Source organism: Streptomyces sp. NPDC037410, from assembly GCF_055602235.1.
On sequence record NZ_JBVJWR010000008.1, the window covers coordinates 181,422 to 203,032 of the forward strand.

Here is a 21,611-nt window from a genome sequence, read left to right on the forward strand (position 1 = left end):
CCCCTCACACCCTTCTAGGAGTGAACCCGCATGGGCATCAAGGACGAGATGCAGAACAAGGCACAGCAGACGAAGAAGAAGATGCAGGGCGCGAAGGACGAGGCCTCCCAGCGTGCCTCCAAGGGCCGCGAGCGCTCCGAGGAGGAGATGCGCCGGGCCCAGCAGGAGGCCCAGGACCGCATGGACATGGACTACGACGCCTGACGTCGGCCCGTCCTTGACGAAGGCGCACCCGGGAACACCGGGTGCGCCTTCGTCCGTGCGTGGGGAACCGACGGGGCCGAAAAGTTGTACGCACCGGGCGGCGGATCTTCGTACGGTGGCGCCCATGGCCGTACTCGAGCGACTCCGATCCGACCACGCGCCCGCGCTGCTCGCCTTCGAGCGGGAGAACCGGGGGTACTTCGCCGCGTCCGTGCCCGACCGGGGGGACGCGTACTTCGCCGACTTCGCGGAGCGGCACCGGGCGCTGCTCGACGAGCAGGAGACCGGGACGATCCACTTCCACGTCCTCGTGGGGGAGGGCGGGGAGGTCCTCGGGCGGTTCAACCTGGTGGACGTCGCCGACGGGGCCGCCGAGCTGGGCTACCGGGTGGCCGAGCGGGCGGCGGGGCGCGGGGTGGCGACGGCCGGGGTGCGGGAGGTGTGCCGGCTGGCCCGGGAGGAGTACGGGCTGAGCCGGCTGACCGCCGTCACGACCCTCGACAACGCGGGGTCGAGGGCCGTGCTCGGGCGGGTCGGGTTCGGTGCGGTGGGGAGCGTGACCCTCGGCGACGGTGAACCCGGCACCGCCTACGAGGTGGATCTGAGCGCCGTCTAGGGCCTGTCCGGCCCTGATCCGCCGGACAGGCCCTCAGGCGCCCTCGGCGGGAGCTTCGGGCGGGAGCGGTCCGGGAGGGACTCGTAGCCCGGGGGGCTCGCCGCCGGGGTCTCGTCCAGGAGGGCGAGGGCGACGTGGACGGCGTCGTCGAGCTGGGCGTACCGGCCCTCGGCCCAGTCGAGGGGGGTGCGGAGGACCGCGAGGTCGGGTTCGACGCCGTGGTTCTCCAGGGACCAGCCGTACTTGGGGAACCAGGCCGCGTTCATCGGCACCGTGATCTGCGTGCCGTCGCCGAGCCGGTGGCGGCCGGTCATGCCGACGACCCCGCCCCAGGTGCGCTGTCCGACGACCGGGCCGAGGCCGAGCAGCTTGAACGCGGCGGTGATCATGTCGCCGTCGGAGGAGGTGGCCTCGTCGGCGAGGGCGACGACGGGGCCGCGCGGCGCGTTGGAGGCGTACGACACGGGCTGGGCGTTCCTCGTGAGGTCCCAGCCGAGGATCCGGCGGGTGAGTTTCTCTATGACCAGCTCGCTGATGTTGCCGCCGGCGTTGCCGCGCACGTCGACGATGAGGGCCGGCCGGGAGACCTCCATGCGCAGGTCGCGGTTGAACTGGGCCCAGCCGGAGCCGCCCATGTCGGGGATGTGGAGGTAGCCGCAGCGGCCGCCGCTGATCTCCCGTACGACCGCACGGCGTTTGGCGACCCAGTCCTGGTAGCGCAGGGGCCGCTCGTCGACGAGGGGGACGACGGCGACGCGGCGGGCGGGGCCCTCGCCCTCGGCGGGGGTGAAGGTGAGCTCGACGGTGGTGCCGCCGGTGCCGGAGAGCAGCGGGTAGGGGCCGGTGACGGCGTCGACGGGCCGGCCGTCGACGTGGGTGAGGACGGCGCCCTCGCGGATGCCGGTGCCGGCGAGCGGGGAGCGGGCCTTGGAGTCGGAGGACTCGCCGGGCAGGATGCGCCTGACCGTCCAGCCGGTGTCCCGGGGGACGAGGTTGGCGCCGAGCAGGCCCATCGGCCGCTGGTAGTGCGGGGGGCCCTCGTTGCGGCGGGCGGGGGTGACGTAGGCGTGCGAGGTGCCGAGTTCGCCCATGACCTCGCGGAGCAGGTCGGCGAACTCGTCGGGGGACGCGACCCGTTCGACGAGGGGGCGGTACTGGTCGAGGACGGCCGTCCAGTCGACGCCGCCCATGTCGGGCTCCCAGAAGTAGGCGCGGACGATCCGGCCTGCCTCGTCGAAGGCCTGCCGCCATTCGGCGCCGGGGTCGATCTCGTGCAGGATGCGCCGCAGGTCCAGGTAGACGGTGGAGTCGCCGTCCCCGGACTCGGTGGCGGGCACGGCCCGCAGTTCGCCCTCGTCGGCGACGACGAGCCGGGTGCCGTCGCCGCTGACCGCGAACCAGTCGAGGTCCTTGGCGAGTTCGCTCTTGCGGGCCTTGGTGATGGAGAAGTGCTCCAGGGTGGGTTTGCCGGAGGTGTCGGCCGGGTTGGCGAAGGTCTCGCCGAGCGCGCCGGAGATCGGCCAGCGCAGCCAGACCAGGCCGCCGCCGCTGACCGGGTGCAGCGCCGAGTACTTGGAGGCGCTGACCGGGAAGGGCGTGACCCGCTCGGGGAGTCCCTCGATCTCGACGGTGACCGTGCCGTCGGCGCTCTCGGTGTCGTCGTCGGCGGGGTCGAGGCCGCCGGCCGCCGGGCGCCCGTCGGGGAGCAGCGCGAAGGGGGAGGGCGTGGCGGAGGAGAGCGGGACGAGGTAGGGGCGGCAGCCGAGCGGGAAGGACAGGTCGCCGGTGTGGACGTCGTACACCGGGTCGAAGCCGCGCCAGGAGAGGAAGGCGAGGTAGCGGCCGTCGCGGGTGAAGACCGGGTTCTCGTCCTCGAAGCGGCCGTTGGTGACGTCGACGACGGTGCGGGCGCCGGGGCCCGAGATCCGGGCCATCTTGATGGAGCGCAGGGAGCGGCCGATGCCGGGGTGGGACCAGGTCAGCCAGTCGCCGTCGGGGGAGAAGGCGAGGTCGCGGACGGGGCCGTTGACGGACCGGATCAGTTCGGTGACCCCGCCGGTGGACTCCGCACCGGTGGACTCCGCACCGGTGGACTCCCCGTCGGTGGACTCCTCACCGGTGGACTCCCCGTCGGTGGACGCCTCGCCGGTGGTCTCCTCGCCGTCGGACTCCTCCGTCGTGTCGAGGAGCAGGAGCCGGCCGTCGTGGGAGGCGATCGCGAGCCGTTCGCCGTCCGGGTCGGCGACCATCTCCTCGACCCGGCCGAGGTCGCCGGAGGCGAGGCGGCGGGGCGGCCGGTCGCCGCTGGCACGCGGGAGGTAGGCGACCTCGACGGCGTCCTCGCCGTCGGCGTCGGTGACGTACGCGACCTGGCCGCTGCTGCCGAGCATCTCGGGGAGCCGGACGCGGACGCCGGGGGTGTCGATGATGGTGCGGGCGGGGCCGTCGCGGTGGGTGAGCCAGTAGAGGCTGCCGCGTACGGAGACGGCGGAGGCGCGGCCGGTCTCGTCGACGGAGACCGCGTCGACGTGGTGGGCGGCCGGCACCTGGTAGGAGCGGCGGCCGACGCGCTGGCCGCCGAGCCGCACCTCCAGTCTGCGGGGGCGGGCGTCGGCGGCGAGGGAGTCGACGATCCACAGGTCGCCGGCGCACTGGTAGACGATCCGGTGCCCGTCGCTGGAGGCGTGCCGGGCGTAGAAGTCGTCGTGGTCGGTGTGGCGGCGCAGGTCGGTGCCGTCGGGCAGGCAGGAGTAGACGTTGCCGATGCCCTCGTGGTCGGAGAGGAAGGCGATCCGGCCGCCGACGGTCATGGGGGCGTCGAGGTGGCCGCCGATGTCGGGAAGGAGCCGTTCGCCGTGGAGCCAGAGGCGGCCGGTGGCGCCGCCGAGGTAGCGCTTCCAGGAGGCCGGTTCGTGCGGCGGCGTGCCGGTGAGGAGGAGCGATCGACGGTCGCCGCCGGTTCCGCAGATCGCGGGGTCGCCGGTGACGGCGATGTCCGAGACGGGGCCCCAGGGCAGGCGGAGGCCGGGGGAGCCGTCGGTGGGGACGGTGTAGGCCCAGGAGTAGTACGAGAAGGGCTGGCCGTGCGAGGAGACGGCGAGGATGTCGGAGCGGCCGTCCTTGTCGGGGGGCGTCCAGCCGCAGACCCGGGTGTCGGTGGAGCCCCAGTAGGTCAGCCGCCGGGCGGGGCCGCCGTCGATGGGGGCGAGATGGATCTCGGGGTCGAGGCTGCGCCAGTTCGTGTACGCGACGTGCCGGCCGTCCGGCGAGAAGCGCGGGTGGCCGACCCGCGTCCGGTCGACCGTGAGGCGCCAGGCCCGGCCGGGGCGGTGGCCCTCGGGGACGAGCGGGGCGATCCACAGGTCGTCCTCGGCGGCGAAGCACAGCAGGTCGTCGTGGAGGTGCGGAAAACGGAGATACGCGACGTCGTCACTCACCTCATCATGCTTTCCGCGCGGACGGGGTGAGGCAACTCGTACGTGTATGCGGGCGTCCTGTCCTGTGTCCTTTCCTCTGTCCTTCCCGTGCGTGCCCGTGTGGGCCAGGACACGTACGAAACGGTTTCGTTTCGTTGGCGGCGGGGGTATCTTCGTACTGTACGAAACCGTTTCGTTCGGTCCGGAGGTTCCGCATGGCTCGCAGCAGGCTCACTCCCGAGCGGGAGTCCGAGCTGTACGGAGCCGTGCTCGAACTCCTCCGCGAAGTCGGCTACGACGCCCTCACCATGGACGCCGTCGCCGCCCGCACCCACTCCAGCAAGGCCACCCTCTACCGCCAGTGGGGGAGCAAGCCGGAGCTGGTCGCCCGGGCGCTGCGCGCGAACAAGCCCGTCGACCTCAACGAGATCGACACCGGCTCGCTGCGCGGCGACATCGAGGCGATGCTCGACCGGACCGACGACTGCCAGATGGACAAGGACGCCGCACTGATGCGGGGCCTCGCCCATGCCGTCCACACCAACCCCGAACTGCACCGGGCGCTGCGCGAGCTGCTCATCGAACCCGAGATGAACGGCCTCGACGAGGTGCTGCGCCGAGCGGTCCGCAGGGGCGAGATCGACGCCGGGAACCCGGCGCTGAAACTCGTCCCGCACATGCTGATCGGTGCGTTCATCGCCCGGCCGCTGATCGAGGATCAGCCGGTCGACCGCGCCTTCCTCAGCGCCTACTTCGACGCCGTCGTGCTCCCCTCACTCGGCGTCTGACACCCCGCACCACCCTCTGCACCACCTCCTGCTCCACCTGACGTCGCACCGCTCACGCCGTCGGGCCGGCTCCCCATGCCCTGTCCCACACACCCTGGGAGTACGCCCCCGTGGCCACGTTCCTCTACAAGTTGGGCCGCACCGCCTTCCGGCGCCGACGGCTCGTCGCCCTCCTCTGGGTGGCGCTCCTCGCGATCGCCGGCGTCGGTGCCGCCACCGCTTCCACGCCCACCTCCAGTTCCTTCTCGATCCCCGGCACCGAGGCCCAGCGCGCCTTCGACCTGCTCGAAGAGCGCTTCCCCGGCGCCGGAGCCGACGGGGCCACCGCCCGCGTCGTCTTCAAGGCCCCCGCGGGCGAGAAGATGACCGACCCGGCGCACAAGGCCGTCGTCGAGGAGACCGTCGCCGCGCTCAAGTCCGGCTCGGACCAGATCGTCCAGGTCACCGACCCGTACACCGCGCACGCCGTCTCGCAGAACGGCTCCACCGCCTACGTCTCGGTCTCCTACAAGGTCAACGGGATGGAGCTGACCGACGCGACCCGTGAGGCCCTCAAGGACGCCGGTCACGACGCCCAGGGCAAGGGGCTGACCGTCGAGATCGGCGGCGACGCCCTCCAGACCATGCCCGAGCAGGGCGCGAGCGAGGCCATCGGCATCGTCCTCGCCGGCATCGTGCTCGTCATCACCTTCGGCTCGCTCGTCGCGGCCGGGCTCCCGCTGCTCACCGCGGTCATCGGCGTCGGCATCGGCGTCTCGTCGATCACCGCGCTCGCGAACGTCCTGGACCTCGGCACCACCACCTCCACGCTCGCGTCGATGATCGGCCTCGCCGTCGGCATCGACTACGCCCTCTTCATCGTCTCCCGCTACCGGGCGGAGCTCGCCGACGGCCGGACGAAGGAGGACGCCGCCGGGCGCGCCGTCGGCACCGCCGGCTCCGCCGTCGTCTTCGCCGGACTCACCGTCGTCATCGCCCTGGTCGGCCTGGCCGTCGTCAACATCCCGATGCTGACGAAGATGGGCTTCGCCGCCGCCGGCACGGTCGTGATCGCCGTACTCATCGCGCTCACCCTGATCCCGGCGCTGCTCGGCTTCGCCGGGAACAAGGTCGTCGGCCGCAAGCAGCGCAAGGGCACGGCTCCCGCGAAGAGCGACAAGCCCAACGGCGGCACCCGCTGGGCCCGCTTCGTCATCCGCCGCCCGCTGATGGTGCTGATCGTCGGCGTCCTCGGCCTCGGCGCGATCGCCGTGCCCGCCGCGTCGCTGGAGATGGGCCTGCCGGACGACGGCGTCAAGCCGACCTCCACCTCCGAGCGCCGGGCGTACGACGCGCTGTCCGAGGGCTTCGGCCCCGGCTTCAACGGCCCGCTGCTCGTCGTCGTGGACGGCGACAAGGCGACCGCCGACCGTACGGTCTCCACGATCAAGGGCCTCGACGGCTGGGCCGCGGTCACCCCGGCCACCCCGAACAAGGCCGGCGACGCCGCCATGATCACGGTGATCCCGAAGGACCGCCCGTCCTCGACCGCCACCGAGGGCCTGGTCCACGACATCCGCGACGCCACCGGCGACGACGTCCTCGTCACCGGCGCCACCGCGATGAACATCGACTTCTCGCAGAAGATGAACGACGCGCTCGTGCCGTACCTGGCGCTCGTCGTCGGTCTCGCCTTCGTGCTCCTGACCCTGGTCTTCCGCTCGGTCCTCGTCCCGCTGAAGGCGGCCCTCGGCTTCCTGCTCTCGGTGGTCGCCGCCCTCGGCGCGGTCGTCGCGGTCTTCCAGTGGGGCTGGCTCGGCAGCCTCTTCGGGGTCGAGCAGACCGGCCCGATCATGTCGATGATGCCGATCTTCATGGTGGGCGTCGTCTTCGGTCTCGCGATGGACTACGAGGTCTTCCTCGTGACCCGGATGCGCGAGGCGTACGTGCACGGCGAGCGGCCCGGCGAGGCGATCGTGACCGGCTTCCGGCACAGCGCCCGGGTGGTCACCGCCGCCGCGGTGATCATGATCGCGGTCTTCTCCGGCTTCATCGGCATGGACGACCAGATGGTCAAGATGATCGGCTTCGGCCTGGCCGCCGCCGTCCTCTTCGACGCCTTCGTGGTCCGCATGGCGATCGTCCCGGCCGTCCTCGCGCTCCTCGGCCACAAGGCCTGGTGGCTGCCGAAGTGGCTCAGCAGGATCCTGCCGAACGTGGACGTGGAGGGCGAGGGCCTCGCCGCGCCGGCCGGTGAGCCCGGCGCGACGAAGCCGGACCTCGTGAAGGTCTGATCCGCGGCCCGCTCCGTACGGACGCCGTCAGTGTGTCGTCATCGACGACGTACTGGCGGCGTACGTGTGTTTGAGGAAGCGCGACAGGGCCGTCGTGTCGAACTGCACGACCGTGACGCCGTCGTCCTGGTGGAGCTCGACGACCGTCTGCACCCGGCCGCACGGCCAGACGCCGATGTCGCCGCGGCGGGTCGGGGTGCGCATGCCCGTCTCCAGGACGGCGCGCGGGAAGGTCCACTCGACGGCGTCGGGGAAGACGAAGCGGACGGTTGTGGGGGATTGGTCGGCGTCGTAGCGGAGGGCCACCGGGACGGGGCGGGAGAGGGGGGCGTCGCTGATGATGCGTCCCTTGGCATGGTCGTCGACTGCGTGATCGTCTACGGCAACCATGGTGACTCCTCACCCTTTGTCCTGTATCTACCAATGTCCCACTCCTTCCCGGCGGGGGCGCGGTGCATGCGTGGGAGGCGCGAGGTGTGGGAGGGGTCACGTGCGCCGGTTCTTGTGAGTGATGTGCTCTTGCGAGCTCTTTGCAGGAAGGTCTTAGAATTCCGGACGTGCATGTACCTGACGGATTCATCAACGCCCCCGTATCGGCCGCCGCCGGTGCCGTCGCCGCCGGCGCCGTCGCCATCGGCCTGCGCGGAGCCCGCCGCGAGCTGGACGAGCGCACCGCGCCCCTCGCCGGGCTCGTCGCGGCGTTCATCTTCGCCGTACAGATGCTGAACTTCCCGGTCGCCGCCGGGACCAGCGGGCACCTCCTCGGCGGCGCGCTCGCCGCGATCCTCGTCGGGCCCTGGACCGGCGTCCTGTGCATCGCCGTCGTCCTGCTCATGCAGGGCATCCTCTTCGCCGACGGCGGCCTCACCGCCCTCGGCGTGAACATCACCGTCATGGGCGTCGTCACCGTCGTCGTCGCCTACGCCCTCTTCCGCGGCCTGGTCCTCCTCCTGCCGCGCACCCGCCGCTCGGTGACCGTGGCCTCGTTCCTCGCCGCGCTCGTCTCCGTACCGGCCGCGGCCACCGTGTTCACCCTCATCTACGCGATCGGCGGCACCACCGACGTCCCCGTCTCCAAGGTCCTCACGGCCATGGTCGGCGTGCACGTCCTCATCGGCGTCGGCGAGGCCGTCATCACCATGCTGACCGTCGGCGCCGTCGTCGCCGTCCGCCCCGACCTGGTGTACGGCGCCCGCGGCCTGACCACGCCGCTCAAGCTCCGCGTCGACGGCGAGCTCGTCGACGCGGCCCCGGTCCCAGTCGCGAAGGGCTCCCCGAAGAAGCTGTGGATCGGCGGCCTCGTCACCGCCCTCGTCCTCGCCGGCTTCGTCTCCTTCTACGCCTCCGCCAGCCCCGACGGCCTGGAGAAGGTCGCCGCCGACCAGGGCATCGACAAGAACGTCGGGAAGCACGCCTCCGCCGACTCCCCGCTCGCCGACTACGGCGTCAAGGGCGTCGAGGCCCCCCGGCTCTCCGGCGGCCTCGCCGGGATGATCGGCGTCGGCGCCACCCTCGCCGTCGGCACGGGCGCCTTCTGGGTGGTCCGCCGCCGCAGGACCGCCGCCCTGGAGGCCTGACATGGGAGCGGGCCACGCCCACAGGCTCTACCGGCAGGGGCACTCGCCGGTCCACGCGCTGCCCCCGCACACCAAGCTCGCCGCCGTCCTCGGCTTCGTCGTGGTCGTCGTCTCGACGCCCCGCGAGGCCGTCTGGGCCTTCGCCCTCTACGCCGTCCTCCTCGCGGCCGTCGCGGCGAAGGCCCGGATCCCGGCCGGCTTCCTGCTGAAGCGGCTGCTGATCGAGATCCCGTTCGTCGCGTTCGCGCTGCTCATGCCCTTCGTGGTGCCCGGCGAGCAGACGACCGTCCTCGGCGTCTCCCTGTCGGTCCCCGGCCTGTGGGGCGCCTGGAACGTCCTCGCCAAGGGCACCCTCGGCGTCGCCGCCTCCGTGCTCCTCGCCTCCACCACCGAACTGCGGGCCCTGGTCCTCGGCCTCCAGCGGCTCAGACTGCCGCCGCTGCTCGTCCAGATCGCCTCGTTCATGATCCGGTACGGCGACGTCATCACCGACGAGATGCGCCGCATGTCCGTCGCCCGCCGCTCGCGCGGCTTCGAGGCGAAGGGCGTCCGCCACTGGGGCGTCCTCGCCAAGTCCGCCGGCGCGCTCTTCATCCGCTCGTACGAGCGCGGCGAACGCGTCCACCTCGCCATGGTCAGCCGCGGCTACACCGGCACCATGCCGGTCATCGACGAGGTGACCGCCACCCGCGCCCAGTGGACGTACGCCGCCGCCCTGCCGCTCACCGCACTCCTGATCTGCCTCCTGGGATGGACCCTGTGACACCTTCTCTTCAGGTCTCCGGCCTCGCGTACGCCTACCCCGACGGCCACCAGGCCCTCTTCGGCGTGGACCTGACCGTCGGCCGAGGCGAACGGGTCGCCCTCCTCGGCCCCAACGGCGCCGGCAAGACCACCCTCGTCCTCCACCTCAACGGCATCCTCGCCGGCGGCGCGGGCACCGTCACGGTCGCCGGGCTGCCCGTCGGCAAGCAGCACATGGCCGAGATCCGCCGCAAGGTCGGCATCGTCTTCCAGGACCCCGACGACCAGCTGTTCATGCCGACCGTCCGCGAGGACGTGGCCTTCGGCCCGGCGGCGGCGGGCCTCCGGGGCGCCGAGCTCGACGCGGTCGTCCTGCGCGCCCTGGAGAAGGTCGGGATGGCCGGGTTCGCCGACCGGCCCCCGCACCACCTCTCCTTCGGGCAGCGCCGCCGGGTCGCCGTCGCGACCGTCCTCGCCATGGAGCCGGAGATCCTCGTCCTCGACGAACCGTCCTCCAACCTGGACCCGGCCTCCCGCCGCGAGCTCGCCGACATCCTGCGGACCCTGGACGTCACCGTCCTCATGGTCACCCACGACCTGCCGTACGCCCTGGAGCTCTGCCCGCGCTCGGTGATCCTCAGCGAGGGCGTCATCGCCGCCGACGGCCCGACCGGCGGGATCCTCGCCGACGGGGAGCTGATGGCCCGGCACCGCCTGGAGCTGCCGTTCGGCTTCGTACCGCAGTCGGTGGCCTGACACCCCGGAATCGGACCCCGGCCGTCCACGTTGCACCATGGGAAGCCGGAAAACGAGCAGGGAGTGGTGGCACAGGTGGACGTCCAGGGCACGGTGGCGGCGGGCTGGGAGCCCGTCAGGGACGCGTTCCTGCGCAACTTCGAGCAGCGGGGCGAGCGCGGCGCGGCCGTCGCCGTCCACCGCGACGGCGTGCGGGTCGTCGACCTGTGGGCGGGCAGCCGCGACGCCGACGGTACGGAACCGTGGACGGCCGACACCGCGCAGGTCGTCCGCTCGGCCACCAAGGGCGTCGCCGCCGCCGTCCCCCTCCTCCTGCACCAGCGCGGGCTGCTCGACCTGGACGCCCCCGTCGCCTCGTACTGGCCCGACTTCAAGGCCCACGGCAAGGACCGGGTCACCGTACGGCAGCTCCTCGCGCACCGGGCGGGCGTCCCGGTCCTCGACCGGCCGCTCACCCTCGCCGAGGCGGTCGACCTTCCGACGGCGACCGCGGCGATAGCCGCCCAGGCCCCCGTCTGGGAGCCCGGCACCGCCCACGGCTACCACGCCCACACCTTCAGCTGGCTGCTCTCCGGCCTCGTCCACCACGTCACCGGCCGCACCATCGGCCGCTGGGCCGCCGACGAGATCACCGGCCCCCTCGGCCTCGACCTGTGGATCGGCCTGCCCGACACCGAGGCCCACCGCGTCGGCCGGCTCGGCCCCGTCGAGGAGATCGAGCCGCCGGGCAGCGGCGCGCTCAAGCTCCGCCCCAAGCGCTCCGTCACCGCGGCCTACCAGGACCCGGACTCCCTCACCCGGCGCGCCTTCGGCGTCATCGACCCCAAGCCCGACGAGAACGACCCCGTCTACCGGGCCGCCGAACTGCCCGGCTCCGCGGGCGTCGCCACCGCCCGCGCCCTCGCCCGCTTCTACGCCGCCACCCTGGGCCCGGTGGACGGCGCCGAGCGCCTCTTCGCCCCGGCGACCCTCACCCTGGCCCGTACCGAGGAGTCCGCGGGCGCGGACCAGGTGCTGCTCGTCGGCACGCGCTTCGGCCTCGGCCACATGCTGCACGGCCCGGCCTCCCCGCTCCTCGGCCCCTCGTCCTTCGGCCACCCCGGCCGCGGCGGCTCGCTCGGCTTCGCCGACCCGGACAGCGGGATCGCCTTCGGGTACGTCACCAACGGCATGCGCAAGACGGTCACGGCCGACCCGCGCGCCCAGTCGCTCGTGCGCGCGGTGCGGTCGGTGACCGGCTGAGCCCGGTCAGGCCACGGCGGGCGTGAGCGCGAGGACCATCCCGAGCCCGACGAGCACGCTCCCGATGACCTTGTTCAGCACGGCCTGCTTCCGCAACAGCCGGGTCCGCAGGCTGTCGTGGGAGAAGAACACCGCCGCGAGCCCGAACCACACCAGGTGCGCGAAGGACATGAACAGGCCGTAGCCGACCTGCTGGAAGAGGGGCGTGTCGGCGCTGACGACCTGGGTGTAGGTGCTCAGCACGAAGAGCATGGTCTTCGGGTTGAGCGCGTTGGTCAGGAACCCGGTGCGCAGCGCCCCGGCCCTGGACAGTCCGGTCCCGCTCACCTGGTCCATGTCGACCTGGGTGGCCTTGGCGACGAACGTCCTGTACCCGATGTACACCAGGTACGCGGCGCCGATCAGCTTCATCGCGGTGAACAGCATCGGCGACCTCGACACCAGCAGGCCCACGCCGAGCATGGTGTACGTGACGTGGACGAGCACGCCCAGCGAGATCCCGACTGCCGCCAGGACGCCGGCGGTCCGCCCGTACAGGTAGCTGTTCCGGACGGTCATCGCGAAGTCCGCGCCGGGGCTGATGACGGCCAGGACGGTGATGACCGCGACGGCGATCAGCTGTCCCATGGTTCCCCCAAGTCTCGACGAAAACTGCGAACCTAGCCGATCACCGACGGTGGCGCGAGGGTGAGGTGACGGAGTACACGCACTGGTGCGGGCGGCTACCGGATGCTGTGATCGCCGCATGGAACTCACCCGGCGGTTCGAGGGATACGCGGTACTGATCACCGGGGCGGCGCGCGGCATCGGCGCGGCCACCGCCCGGCGGCTCACGGCGGAGGGCGCGCGGGTCCTCGTCACGGACATCGACGAGGCGGCGGCCCGCCGCACGGCCGGGGAGCTCCCCGGGGCGCAGGCCCTGCGCTGCGACGTCGGCGACCGGGCGTCGGTCGACGCGGCGGTCGCGTACGCGGTCACGATGTTCGGCGGCCTGGACGTCCTGGTCAACAACGCCCTCGCCCCGGTCGCCGCCGACCGGGACCGCTTCGAGGACGAGCCCGACGAGGGCTGGTCCGGGCAGCTGGACGTCACGCTGATGGGCGCCGTCCGCTGCTCCCGGGCGGCCCTGCCGCACCTCGCGGAGGCGGGCGGGCGCGGGGCGATCGTCACGATCGGCTCGGTCAACGCGGAGGCGGACTTCGGCAACCACGCGTACAGCGCGGCCAAGGCGGGCCTCGCGTCCCTCACCCGCACCCTGGCGGGCGACGCGGCGCCGCGCGGGGTGCGGGTCAACCAGATCAACCCGGGCACGATCGCGACGAGGGCGTGGGCGGGCAAGGAGCCGGAGCTGGAGGCCCTGGCGACCCGCGTCTACCCCCTGGGCCGCGTGGGCACCCCGGAGGACGTGGCGGCGGCGGTGGCCTTCCTGGCCTCGCGGGACGCCTCCTGGATCACGGGCACGACGTTGAGGGTGGACGGCGGCCTGCTGGCGGTGAACACGCACTTCGCGGAGGTACTGGGCGACTAGCCTGTCCGGCGGATCAGGGTCGGACAGACCCTGGCGGGCCGAGCCCGGACCCGACCGGAGCGGGCACGGAATGTCGGGTCCGGCAGGCTTGCTCCTTCCTAACGTTGGTGAGCGAAAGGGAAGGAGGCCGGGGTTGCTGGACAGACTGAACCAGGCCATGGAGTACGTGGAAGACCGGCTCGACGAACCCATCGACGTCTCCGAGCTGGCCCGGATCACGGTCACGTCGGAGTACCACTTCCGGCGACTGTTCTCGTCGCTGGCGGGGATGCCGCTGTCGGAGTACATCCGGCGCAGGCGGCTCACAGTCGCGGGGGCCGAAGTCCTCGCCGGGGAGCCGACCTTGCTGGAGATCGCGATCCGCTACGGCTACACATCGGGCGAGGCCTTCGCCCGGGCGTTCCGCGCCGTGCACGGCGTCGGTCCGGGCGAGGCCAGGCGCACCGGCGCGGCTCTGAACGCGCAGCCCCGGCTCTCCTTCCGCCTCACCGTCGAAGGGAACAGCACCATGCGGTACCGCATCGTGGAGAAGGAAGCATTCCGGGTCGTGGGCAAGAAGGCCCGCGTCCCGCTGATCTACCAGGGCGTCAACCCGCACATCGCCGACCACATCCGCGGCATCCCGCCGGAGACGATGCTGCGGATCGCCGGCCTGTCGGACCAGGACCCGGAGGGCGTGGTGTCGGCGACGGTCCGCCAGTCGGACGGCTTCGAGGAAGGGAGCGAACTCGACTACTACCACGCGGTGGTGACGACCGCGGCCGACCTCCCCGAGGACCTGGACGTCCTGGACTGCCCGCCCGGCACGTGGGCGGTGTTCGAGAACACGGGGCCGTTCCCGCAGGCGCTGCAGCAGATGTGGGGCGACGTGGCGGCCCAGTGGATGCCGTCCAACCCGTACGAGTACCGCCCGGGCCCGGAGATCCTCCGCACCCGCCCGTCGCAGGAGGACCCGTCCCACTCCGAGGCCCAGCTGTGGATCCCGGTGACCCGCACCACGGCCTGAGCGGGGCACCCGGATCCCCGGGCTCGCAGGGCACTCGTCGGTCCGCGCTAGGGGGTACGGGCCCGCAGGGCGCGCACGGTCCATTCGACGGCCGGTGCGCAACTCTCGGGAGCGTCCCATCCGTTGACGACGGCGAGCAGCCGGAAGTACCGCTCGCGGCGCGGGTCGACCATGCGGTCGAGCCGATCGAGGAGCGCCCGCCCTTCGTCCGCGTACGACTCGACGGCGCGGACGAAGGGCCCGGCCTCGGGCGACAGCGGATCGACCCCGGCGGCGAGGGCGGGCCCGACCCGCTCGCGGACGACCGCGGCGAGCCCCGGCCGCGGCACACCGCCGGCCTCCCAGCCCCGCGCCTCGTCCTCCACGGCCCGCCGCACGGAGTCCCGGAACGCCGGCTCCTGGCACAGCTCGGCCAGCTCCACCCAGGCGCGGATCTGCTCGGGCTCGGGATCGTCGGGAAGTTCGGGCGTCATCGACCGCCGCACCCCGGCGAACACGGCGTCGGCGCCGAGCCCCCCGAGGGCGAAGTCGAGGAAGCCGTCGACGAGATGACGTCGTTCGTCCTCGGAAAGCCGGGCGAGTTCGTGCATGAGTTCCGTCTCCTCGACAGTCGATCCGCGCGAGGCCACCGCCGTCAGGACCGCGCGCCGCAGCCGCAGCGTGGAGATCTGCACCGCGAGCGCCTCGGCGTGCACCGCGGCGACCTCCGGCAGCGAGACCTCGCGGTCGAGCACCCGCCGGATCGTGGGCAGATCGATCCCCAGGTCCCGCAGGGTCCGGACGAGCCCGAGCCGCGCGACGGCGTCGACGCCGTACAAGCGGTATCCGGCGGCACTGCGCCCGGCGGGCCGCACGATCCCCTGATCGGAGTAGAACCGCACGGTCTTCACCGACACCCCGCCCCGCCGCGCCAGCTCCCCGATCCCCAACCAGGTGTCCTCTTCCATGCCCTCACCCTCGGGCCTCCCCCTAGGGGAGACGCAAGTCCCTAGGCGGGGAGGAGCCGGCGAGTGAACCCCTGCTCCCGCAGCCGCTCATAGGCCGCGACCACGGCAGCGGGAACCTCCTGCGGGATCATGAACCCCCGCTCCGGGTAGACCATCAGCCGCTGTACGGCCCCGACGAGCATGTCGAGGACGAGGCGGGCGTCCCCGATGCTGTCGACGTACTCCCCGAGCGTCATCGGGGAGGACGCGCTGACGACCTCCACCTCCGGCCAGACCTTGCGGGCAGTCGCGTACGCCCGCCGCTCCTCGTACGGCTTGCTCACGAGCAGTACGGACGTCACGCCGACGCCCCGCTCGGCGAGCAGCTCGCGCGACAACCGGATGTTGTCACCGGTGTTGCGGGCGCGGGGCTCCACGAGCACGGCATCCTCCGGCACCCCCAACTCAAGGGCCCGCTCCCGGTAATGCCAGGCCTCGCCCCGGGGCATCCGGTCCCGCGTCGTCGGACTGGTGGCCCCGGTGAACACGACGACCGGCGCCAGCCCCCGCCGGTACATCTCCACGGCCACATCGGCCACGCCGAGATCGTGGCTCCCGAGCCCGACGAGAACGGAGCAGGGGCGCGGCTCGTGGCCCATCAGCTGGAAGTCCCAGAGGAGTTGGGCGTCTGCCCGGACCGGCTCGGGGATCACGGCTTTCACGGGCGCCTACAGCCGCTCGGCCTTCACCGCGCCGACGAACGACGCCCATGCATCCGCCTCGAAGCAGAGGTGCGACCCAGCGGGCGCCTTGCTGTCACGGACGGCGCTTCCCTCCGTGGACGTGTGGGCCATCTCGACGCAGTCGCCCTGCTGATTGGAGAAGGACGACTTACGGAAAGCGCTGACGATCTCGGGTGTCACGTTGCCTCTTCCATCTGCGCGGGGTCGGGAGGGCCTCACGCGGATTCTGGCGCCGGGAGGGCGGGCATAAACCCCTGCCGGACGGTGATGGATTGCCGAAGTCGGCGGGCCGGTCCGTCCTCGTCCTACAGCCGCTCGGCCTTCACGGCGCCGACGAAGGACGCCCAGGCCTCTCCCTCGAAGAGCAGGTGCGGACCGGCTGGGGCCTTGCTGTCGCGCACGGGCACGGTGCCCGGGCGGTCATCCCTGACTTCGACGCACTGTCCGTTCCCGCTGCTGTAGCTGCTGCTTCGCCAGGCGGGCTCGACCGGGTCGTGCTGCACTCCGAACACCTTCTCTCAGTCTTTCGCTTCCGCAACCTTAGCCAGCAGCTCGGCGCTGTCGTTCGGTCCGAGCGCCACCGCCTGGAGGTGTTCGAACATCGACTTGTAGCGCCGGATCTCCGCTTCCGACTCCAGGAACAGGTCACCGGCGGGGGTGTCCAGGTAGACGAGCTCGGGGTCGTCCACGTCAGGGAAGTCCATGTGCACGAAGCTGCCGGTCATGCCGGCGTGCGCGCCCTTCTCGAACGGGATCACCTGGAAGGTGACATGGGGCTCGGCCATCAGGTCGAGCAGATGTCGCGCCTGGTCCCGCATGACGTCGCGCCCTCCGACAGAGCGTCTCAGGGCCGCCTCGTCCACGATCGCCCAGAGTTGCAGCGGACGTTCCTTGGTGAGGACGGCCTGCCGCTCCATGCGCGCCTGGACGCGCTGCGCGATCTCCTTCTGGCTGGCCATGGGCAGGACGCCCCTGACGACTTCCGAGGCGTAGGACTCTGTCTGGGCGAGTCCGGGAACGAACAACGACTCGTAATTGCGGACCGTTCGGGCCTCGGCCTCGAAGCCGATGTACGCGGTGTACTCCTCGGGCAGTTCCGAGTGGTACGGCCGTAGCCAACCCTGGTCGTTCGAACCGCTCTGCAGCGCCAACAGGTCGGCGCGCCGGGTCTCGTCGGCCCCGTAGATGTCCAACAGCCCTACGAGTGTGCGCTTCTGAGGACGCGCGCGTGACCGCTCGATGCGATACAGCGTCGCCTCGTTGATGCCGGTCCGCTCGGCCACGTCCTCCCGCGTGAGTCCCGCCTCGGCGCGCAGCTTCCTCAATTCGGCGGCCAGGCGCCGGAGTCGGACGGTCGGCGGTCGTGGTCGCTTGTCCGGCATGCTGCGGTCCCTTCTCTGCCGGGCTGGTACCTGCGAGTGTGCGCGCTCCCCTCGTCAGGACTCAACTCGGTTCGAACGCCAAGCGGTATTTCGCAAGCCTTGCATTCTTTGGATGGGTGCGGGCATGCTGTGACCGCGATCACTCACCGTCGCGATGTCGTGACGATGAGGTGATCTTGCTGGCCTGTACGCGAAATGGGCAGACCCCCGCGACCGCGCGCACGGTCCGGGGGCATGGCCAACGCTTCAGAGGAGCGTCAACATGAGTAACCCTATCGTCCGCCTTGTCGGACTGGTCCTGCTGCTGTTACTGCCCCCGACCGGGCGGCGACGGTTGGGCGGGGGTCCGCCGCCCACGCGGGCGCATGTCGTACCGACGCCAACCACCCACTGCCGGGCCCGCGTTCCCCACGTACGAGGAGCGGCGCGGGAGCGGATCCGGGTGCAGCGTCAACGCCGCCGGGCGTTGTGGCTCGCCGTGCACGGGGTCGACGTCGGACCGCGTCGGATCCACGGCGTGGAGGTGGCGGCCTGATGGAGTCCACAGACACGGTCGTACTCCGCTGGGGGCAGGCCACGAAGAGCGTGCCGCTCGCCCGTCGCGAGCTGCGCCGCGCGTTGGAGCGGTGGGAGTGGGGCGCCGTCGAGGACGCCGCCTCGCTCGTTCTCTCCGAGCTGCTCACCAACGCCGTGCGTCACGCGCACGTGCCCGGCCGGGAGATCGAGACCCGTTTCGCGCGGGTGCCGGGCAGTGTGCTCCGTATCGAAGTGCATGACGCCTCCGAGGGGCGGCCGTTGATGGCCTTGCCCGACGACGGGGCGGACGGCGGCTGGGGGCTTCCCCTCGTCGACACCCTCGCCGCGAAGTGGGGCGTCGGCGACCGGTGCGGCCCCGGGAAGCTCGTGTGGGCGGAGCTGGCCGTGGACGGTGGGCCGTGGTGACGGGGACGTATGGCGGCCGGCCCGTACAGCGGCCCCGGCTCTGGGCTCTCCGCGAGGACCGGTCCGGGAGCGGGACCGTCACCGAGGCCGAGTGCACCACCTGCCTGGAGGGCTCCGGCGCGGCGGACGGCGGCCGGGATCCGGCCGTCTGGTGCCTGGCCCACGTCCAGGCCACGGGTCACACCGGCTTCCGCCGCATCCGTACGGACTTCTTCCGGGCCTCGTGCGACGGTCCTTAGCCGATACCGGGCGTCGGCGGCCGATACCGTCGGCGCCCTTCCCGCGCGCTCACCCCGCGTGCAGCATCAGCCCGATCCCCACCACCATCAGGCCCGCCGCCGCGACCCTCGGCGCGCCGAAGCGTTCCTTGAAGAAGACCGCGCCGATGGCCGCGCCCACGATGATCGAGGACTCGCGCAGCGCCGCGATCGGGGCCAGCGGGGCCTTCGTCTGGGCCCACAGGACCAGGGCGTACGCCGCGACCGAGAGGGCCGCGCCGAGAAGGCCGCGGGCCGCGTACGGGCGGAGCTGGGGGAGCAGGGCCGCGCGCCGCGTCCACAGGGCGTACGCCGGGATCGCCAGGCCCTCCAGGACCATCAGCCACCCGATGTAGCCCAGCGGCGTGCCCGAGGCGCGGACGCCGACGCCGTCGACGACCGTGTACAGGGCGATCGACAGACCCGTCGCGCCCGCCGCGAGCAGCGCCGGCCAGTCCGGGCGGCTCCCGCCGCCCCGGATGCCCCATAGCGCGAGGCCCGTCAGGCCCGCGCAGGCCACCCCCACCCCCAGCAACTGCCAGCCGTCCGGCAGCTCGTGGACGAACACCGCCGCGAGGACGGTCACGACCAGCGGGGCCGTACCCCGCGCGATCGGATACATCTGGCCGAAGTCGCCGAGCGTGAACGAGCGCATCAGCAGGACGTAGTAGGCGACGTGGAGGACCGCCGAGGCGATCAGGTACGGCCACGCCCCCGCCGCCGGCAGCGGTGCGAAGCAGGCCACGACCGCGCCGATCAGCGCCCCGCCCCCGGCGATCAGGGTGAAGGACAGCAACTGGTCCTTGATGCTCTTCGCCATCGCGTTCCAGCCGGCGTGCGTGACCGCCGCGACGAGGACCGCGAGCGTGACGAGCGGCGTCACGCCGAGGGCTCGCGGACGTCCACCAGCGCGCCGCCGGCCTGCGTAACCAGCGTCTTCGGGTCCATCGCGAAGACCGTGTGCGGAGTGCCCGCCGCCGCCCACACCACCGCGTGGTCGAGGATCCCCCGGTCGGCGAGGACCCGCGTCCTCGTCCGGTGCCCGAACGGCGGGACGCCCCCGATCGCGTACCCCGTCGTCTCCCGGACCACCTTCGCGTCCGCCCGGGTCACCTTCTCCGCGCCCAGCTCCTGCCGTACCCGCTCGACGTCCACCCGCGACGCGCCGTCCATCAGGACGAGCACCGGCACCCCGTCGGCCGCGAAGATCAGCGACTTCACGATCTCGCCGACCGCGCAGCCGATGGCCTCGGCGGCCTGCCGGGCGGTCCGCGTCTCGTCCGGGAAGCGCCGGATCTCGACGTCGAGCCCCAACTCCTGGAGGGCGGCGGCGAACTGGGGGTGGGCATCGGCGTGTGAGGTCGTCATGGCCCGCACGCTAGCGGTACGTGTAGGGGGCAGGCGACCCCGTTACGGGGAGGGCCGCCGGGCCCGGGCCGCCCCGCGCCCGGCCGCCGCCGTCACCCCGCGCCCGGGCCCCGCCCTCACCCCGCCTTGAGCACCTGCGCCACCACCGGGCCCGCCGCGTCGCCGCCGTGCCCGCCCGCCTGGACGACCGCCGCGGCCGCCAGGTCGCCGGAGTAGCCGGTGAACCAGCTGTTGGAGGCGGACTGGCCGTCGAGCTCGGCCGAGCCCGTCTTCGCGCCCTTCGGGGAGGAGACCCCGGCCATCGCCTCCGCGGCGGTGCCGTTCGTCGCCGCCTCGTACATCATCCGGCGCAGGCCGGTGGCGATCTCGGAGGGGAGGCGGTCGGCGGTGGCGAACGTACGGCCGTCGAGCTCCCGCGCCACCAGGTACGGCTGGAGGAAGCCGCCGTTCTTCGCGGTCGCGGAGAGCGAGGCGACGTTCAGGGCGCTCATCGTGATCTTGCCCTGGCCGATGTACGAGGCGGGCGTCTCGGCCCCGGAGGACTCGGGCACGGAGCCGTCCGCGGCGCCGACGCCGACGTTCCACACCTGGCCGATGCCGAAGGAGTCGCGGGCGGTCGTGCCGAGGGCGGTGTCCGCGACGTTCTTCTCGTCGAGGGGCTTGACGGCCTTGATGAAGGCGGTGTTGCAGGAACGACTGAAGGCCTCGGTGAGGGTTCCGTTCGCGATGGAGAAGTTCTTCAGGTTGTGGAACGGAACACCCATCCACGTCACGCTGGACGGACACTCGACCCGGCTGTCCGGCGTCGCCAGACCGTGCTGCATCATCATCGTCGCCGTGACGATCTTCATCGTCGAGCCGGGCGCCTGCGCCCCCAAGAGCGCGGTGTTGAACTCCTTGACGGGATTGTTGGCGACCGCCCGTATCGCCCCCGTCGACGGCTCGATCGCGGCCACCGACGCCGAGGCGAAGTCCTTGACGGCCTTCTCGGCCGCCGCCTGGACGTCCGCGTCGATGGTGGTCTCCAGGGTGCCCGGCTTGCCCTTCGACAGGACGAGGAGGGGGGTGTCGGCGACGCCCTCGCTGCCCGAGTCGATCCAGGTCTCGACCCCGGCGGTGCCGCCTGCCTTCGACCCGTACCGCCTGCGCAGTTCGGTCAGGACCGGCCCCAGCGAGGGGTACTTCTCCGCCGTCAGCTCGACCCCCTTGTGGTCGACGGCCTTGATGGCGGGGGTCTTCGCCTCGCCCGTCCGCAGCGTTCCGCGCGGGGTGAGCTTCGGGTGGAGCACGGTCGACTGCCACTTCACGAGCGGCCGGCCGGTGGACTGCCCCCGCACCACGGTCAGTTCGGAGACGTACGACCAGTCCTTCGACACACCCTTGTACGAGATCGTCGCCTGTACCGTGAACGGCACCCTCGCCCCCACCGGCGTCCCCGGCGTGATGACCGCCTTCGAGACGCCCCCGCCCGCCCGGTAGCCGGCGACCGCGGGGCCCGCCGTGACCGGGTTGTTCGTCAGCTGGGCCGCCTTGTCCGACTCCCCGGCCGCCCAGGCCGCCAGGAAGTCCTTCGCGGTGGCCGTGACCTCGTCGGGGGTGACGGGCCCCGTCTTCGGTGCGTCACCGGCGTTGACCCCCACGGAGGTCTCGCCGCCCGTGATCCCGGTCCAGAGGTTGTATCCCCCGTACCCGACGCCGCTCGCCACGACGACGAACACGCCCCCGACGATCGCGACCTTCGCCCCACTGCGCATGACTGCGCCTCCCCTCCCCAGGTGGACCCACGAGTGAATCAGTGTCCCGGGAGGCGTGTCGAGGCACTTCCGGCACATCTGTCAGACGC

General features: G+C 72.2%; 23 protein-coding genes. 12 read left to right on the forward strand and 11 right to left on the reverse strand.

Annotated features, from left to right (window positions below; all coding sequences use genetic code 11):
* Positions 1 to 30 precede the first annotated feature (30 nt).
* Together ACZ7HT_RS15810 and ACZ7HT_RS15815 are read left to right on the forward strand one after the other, a co-directional pair.
* Positions 31 to 204 (forward strand): hypothetical protein, encoded by a 174-nt coding sequence (locus ACZ7HT_RS15810; RefSeq protein WP_471165333.1) that lies wholly within the window; start codon positions 31 to 33, stop codon positions 202 to 204.
* A gap of 124 nt (positions 205 to 328) precedes the next feature.
* Positions 329 to 820, forward strand: a complete 492-nt coding sequence (locus tag ACZ7HT_RS15815; RefSeq protein WP_471165336.1) for a GNAT family N-acetyltransferase — start codon at positions 329 to 331, stop codon at positions 818 to 820.
* Here the strand turns inward: ACZ7HT_RS15815 and ACZ7HT_RS15820 are convergent.
* Positions 817 to 4,257, reverse strand: a complete 3,441-nt coding sequence (locus tag ACZ7HT_RS15820) for a S41 family peptidase (RefSeq protein ID WP_471165339.1) — start codon at positions 4,255 to 4,257, stop codon at positions 817 to 819. The two genes, ACZ7HT_RS15815 and ACZ7HT_RS15820, sit on opposite strands and share 4 nt — an antisense overlap.
* A gap of 194 nt (positions 4,258 to 4,451) precedes the next feature.
* Between ACZ7HT_RS15820 and ACZ7HT_RS15825 the strand changes: the two genes are divergently transcribed.
* Together ACZ7HT_RS15825 and ACZ7HT_RS15830 are read left to right on the forward strand one after the other, a co-directional pair.
* Positions 4,452 to 5,024, forward strand: coding sequence for a TetR/AcrR family transcriptional regulator (locus ACZ7HT_RS15825; protein WP_471165342.1), 573 nt, complete (start codon positions 4,452 to 4,454; stop codon positions 5,022 to 5,024).
* 110 nt (positions 5,025 to 5,134) lie between these two features.
* Positions 5,135 to 7,297 (forward strand): MMPL family transporter, encoded by a 2,163-nt coding sequence (locus ACZ7HT_RS15830; RefSeq protein WP_471165346.1) that lies wholly within the window; start codon positions 5,135 to 5,137, stop codon positions 7,295 to 7,297.
* A 27-nt stretch (positions 7,298 to 7,324) separates the two neighbouring features.
* On the opposite strand, the gene ACZ7HT_RS15835 is transcribed toward ACZ7HT_RS15830, so the two are convergent.
* On the reverse strand, positions 7,325 to 7,687 hold the full coding sequence (locus ACZ7HT_RS15835) for an SsgA family sporulation/cell division regulator (RefSeq protein WP_471165349.1): 363 nt from the start codon (positions 7,685 to 7,687) through the stop codon (positions 7,325 to 7,327).
* A 167-nt stretch (positions 7,688 to 7,854) separates the two neighbouring features.
* Here ACZ7HT_RS15835 and ACZ7HT_RS15840 point away from each other — a divergent pair, with 167 nt between their 5' ends.
* The 4 genes from ACZ7HT_RS15840 to ACZ7HT_RS15855 all read left to right on the forward strand — a co-directional run bounded on the left by ACZ7HT_RS15840 (position 7,855) and on the right by ACZ7HT_RS15855 (position 11,616).
* Positions 7,855 to 8,874: an energy-coupling factor ABC transporter permease gene (locus ACZ7HT_RS15840; protein ID WP_471165352.1), complete on the forward strand. Its 1,020-nt coding sequence runs from the start codon at positions 7,855 to 7,857 to the stop codon at positions 8,872 to 8,874.
* Between the two features lies 1 nt (position 8,875).
* Positions 8,876 to 9,637, forward strand: a complete 762-nt coding sequence (cbiQ, locus tag ACZ7HT_RS15845; protein ID WP_471165355.1) for a cobalt ECF transporter T component CbiQ — start codon at positions 8,876 to 8,878, stop codon at positions 9,635 to 9,637.
* Entirely contained in the window at positions 9,625 to 10,374 is a 750-nt protein-coding gene (locus ACZ7HT_RS15850) for an energy-coupling factor ABC transporter ATP-binding protein (protein WP_471165358.1), read from the forward strand. The genes cbiQ and ACZ7HT_RS15850 overlap by 13 nt, the downstream gene beginning before the upstream one ends.
* 75 nt (positions 10,375 to 10,449) lie before the next feature.
* Entirely contained in the window at positions 10,450 to 11,616 is a 1,167-nt protein-coding gene (locus ACZ7HT_RS15855) for a serine hydrolase domain-containing protein (RefSeq protein ID WP_471165722.1), read from the forward strand.
* Between the two features lie 6 nt (positions 11,617 to 11,622).
* On the opposite strand, the gene ACZ7HT_RS15860 is transcribed toward ACZ7HT_RS15855, so the two are convergent.
* Positions 11,623 to 12,243, reverse strand: a complete 621-nt coding sequence (locus ACZ7HT_RS15860; protein WP_471165361.1) for a LysE family translocator — start codon at positions 12,241 to 12,243, stop codon at positions 11,623 to 11,625.
* Positions 12,244 to 12,361: 118 nt separating this feature from the next.
* Here ACZ7HT_RS15860 and ACZ7HT_RS15865 point away from each other — a divergent pair, with 118 nt between their 5' ends.
* Positions 12,362 to 13,144, forward strand: coding sequence for an SDR family NAD(P)-dependent oxidoreductase (locus ACZ7HT_RS15865; RefSeq protein WP_471165363.1), 783 nt, complete (start codon positions 12,362 to 12,364; stop codon positions 13,142 to 13,144).
* 133 nt (positions 13,145 to 13,277) lie between these two features.
* A complete protein-coding gene (locus tag ACZ7HT_RS15870; protein ID WP_471165365.1) occupies positions 13,278 to 14,150 on the forward strand; it encodes an AraC family transcriptional regulator in 873 nt (290 codons plus the stop codon).
* Positions 14,151 to 14,197: 47 nt separating this feature from the next.
* Here ACZ7HT_RS15870 and ACZ7HT_RS15875 read toward each other — a convergent pair whose 3' ends face one another.
* The 5 genes from ACZ7HT_RS15875 to ACZ7HT_RS15895 form a co-directional block, all read right to left on the reverse strand.
* Entirely contained in the window at positions 14,198 to 15,097 is a 900-nt protein-coding gene (locus ACZ7HT_RS15875) for a MerR family transcriptional regulator (protein WP_471165367.1), read from the reverse strand.
* A gap of 41 nt (positions 15,098 to 15,138) precedes the next feature.
* Positions 15,139 to 15,735 carry a YdcF family protein gene (locus ACZ7HT_RS15880; protein ID WP_471165724.1) on the reverse strand — a complete coding sequence of 199 codons (597 nt, stop codon included), beginning with the start codon at positions 15,733 to 15,735 and terminating at the stop codon, positions 15,139 to 15,141.
* 69 nt (positions 15,736 to 15,804) lie between these two features.
* Positions 15,805 to 15,999, reverse strand: coding sequence for a DUF397 domain-containing protein (locus tag ACZ7HT_RS15885; protein WP_471165370.1), 195 nt, complete (start codon positions 15,997 to 15,999; stop codon positions 15,805 to 15,807).
* Positions 16,000 to 16,124: 125 nt separating this feature from the next.
* On the reverse strand, positions 16,125 to 16,322 hold the full coding sequence (locus tag ACZ7HT_RS15890) for a DUF397 domain-containing protein (protein ID WP_471165376.1): 198 nt from the start codon (positions 16,320 to 16,322) through the stop codon (positions 16,125 to 16,127).
* A 15-nt stretch (positions 16,323 to 16,337) separates the two neighbouring features.
* Positions 16,338 to 17,201 carry a helix-turn-helix domain-containing protein gene (locus tag ACZ7HT_RS15895; protein ID WP_471165378.1) on the reverse strand — a complete coding sequence of 288 codons (864 nt, stop codon included), beginning with the start codon at positions 17,199 to 17,201 and terminating at the stop codon, positions 16,338 to 16,340.
* Positions 17,202 to 17,735: 534 nt separating this feature from the next.
* Between ACZ7HT_RS15895 and ACZ7HT_RS15900 the strand changes: the two genes are divergently transcribed.
* Positions 17,736 to 18,143, forward strand: a complete 408-nt coding sequence (locus ACZ7HT_RS15900) for an ATP-binding protein (protein ID WP_471165381.1) — start codon at positions 17,736 to 17,738, stop codon at positions 18,141 to 18,143.
* Positions 18,140 to 18,382, forward strand: a complete 243-nt coding sequence (locus tag ACZ7HT_RS15905) for a DUF7848 domain-containing protein (protein ID WP_471165383.1) — start codon at positions 18,140 to 18,142, stop codon at positions 18,380 to 18,382. The genes ACZ7HT_RS15900 and ACZ7HT_RS15905 overlap by 4 nt, the downstream gene beginning before the upstream one ends.
* A 49-nt stretch (positions 18,383 to 18,431) precedes the next feature.
* On the opposite strand, the gene ACZ7HT_RS15910 is transcribed toward ACZ7HT_RS15905, so the two are convergent.
* The 3 genes from ACZ7HT_RS15910 to ACZ7HT_RS15920 form a co-directional block, all read right to left on the reverse strand.
* On the reverse strand, positions 18,432 to 19,283 hold the full coding sequence (locus tag ACZ7HT_RS15910; RefSeq protein WP_471165386.1) for an EamA family transporter: 852 nt from the start codon (positions 19,281 to 19,283) through the stop codon (positions 18,432 to 18,434).
* On the reverse strand, positions 19,280 to 19,768 hold the full coding sequence (locus tag ACZ7HT_RS15915; RefSeq protein WP_471165389.1) for a YbaK/EbsC family protein: 489 nt from the start codon (positions 19,766 to 19,768) through the stop codon (positions 19,280 to 19,282). Before ACZ7HT_RS15915 ends, ACZ7HT_RS15910 begins: the two co-directional genes overlap by 4 nt.
* 116 nt (positions 19,769 to 19,884) lie before the next feature.
* A complete protein-coding gene (locus ACZ7HT_RS15920) occupies positions 19,885 to 21,522 on the reverse strand; it encodes a penicillin-binding transpeptidase domain-containing protein (protein WP_471165392.1) in 1,638 nt (545 codons plus the stop codon).
* Between the last annotated feature and the right edge of the window lie 89 nt (positions 21,523 to 21,611).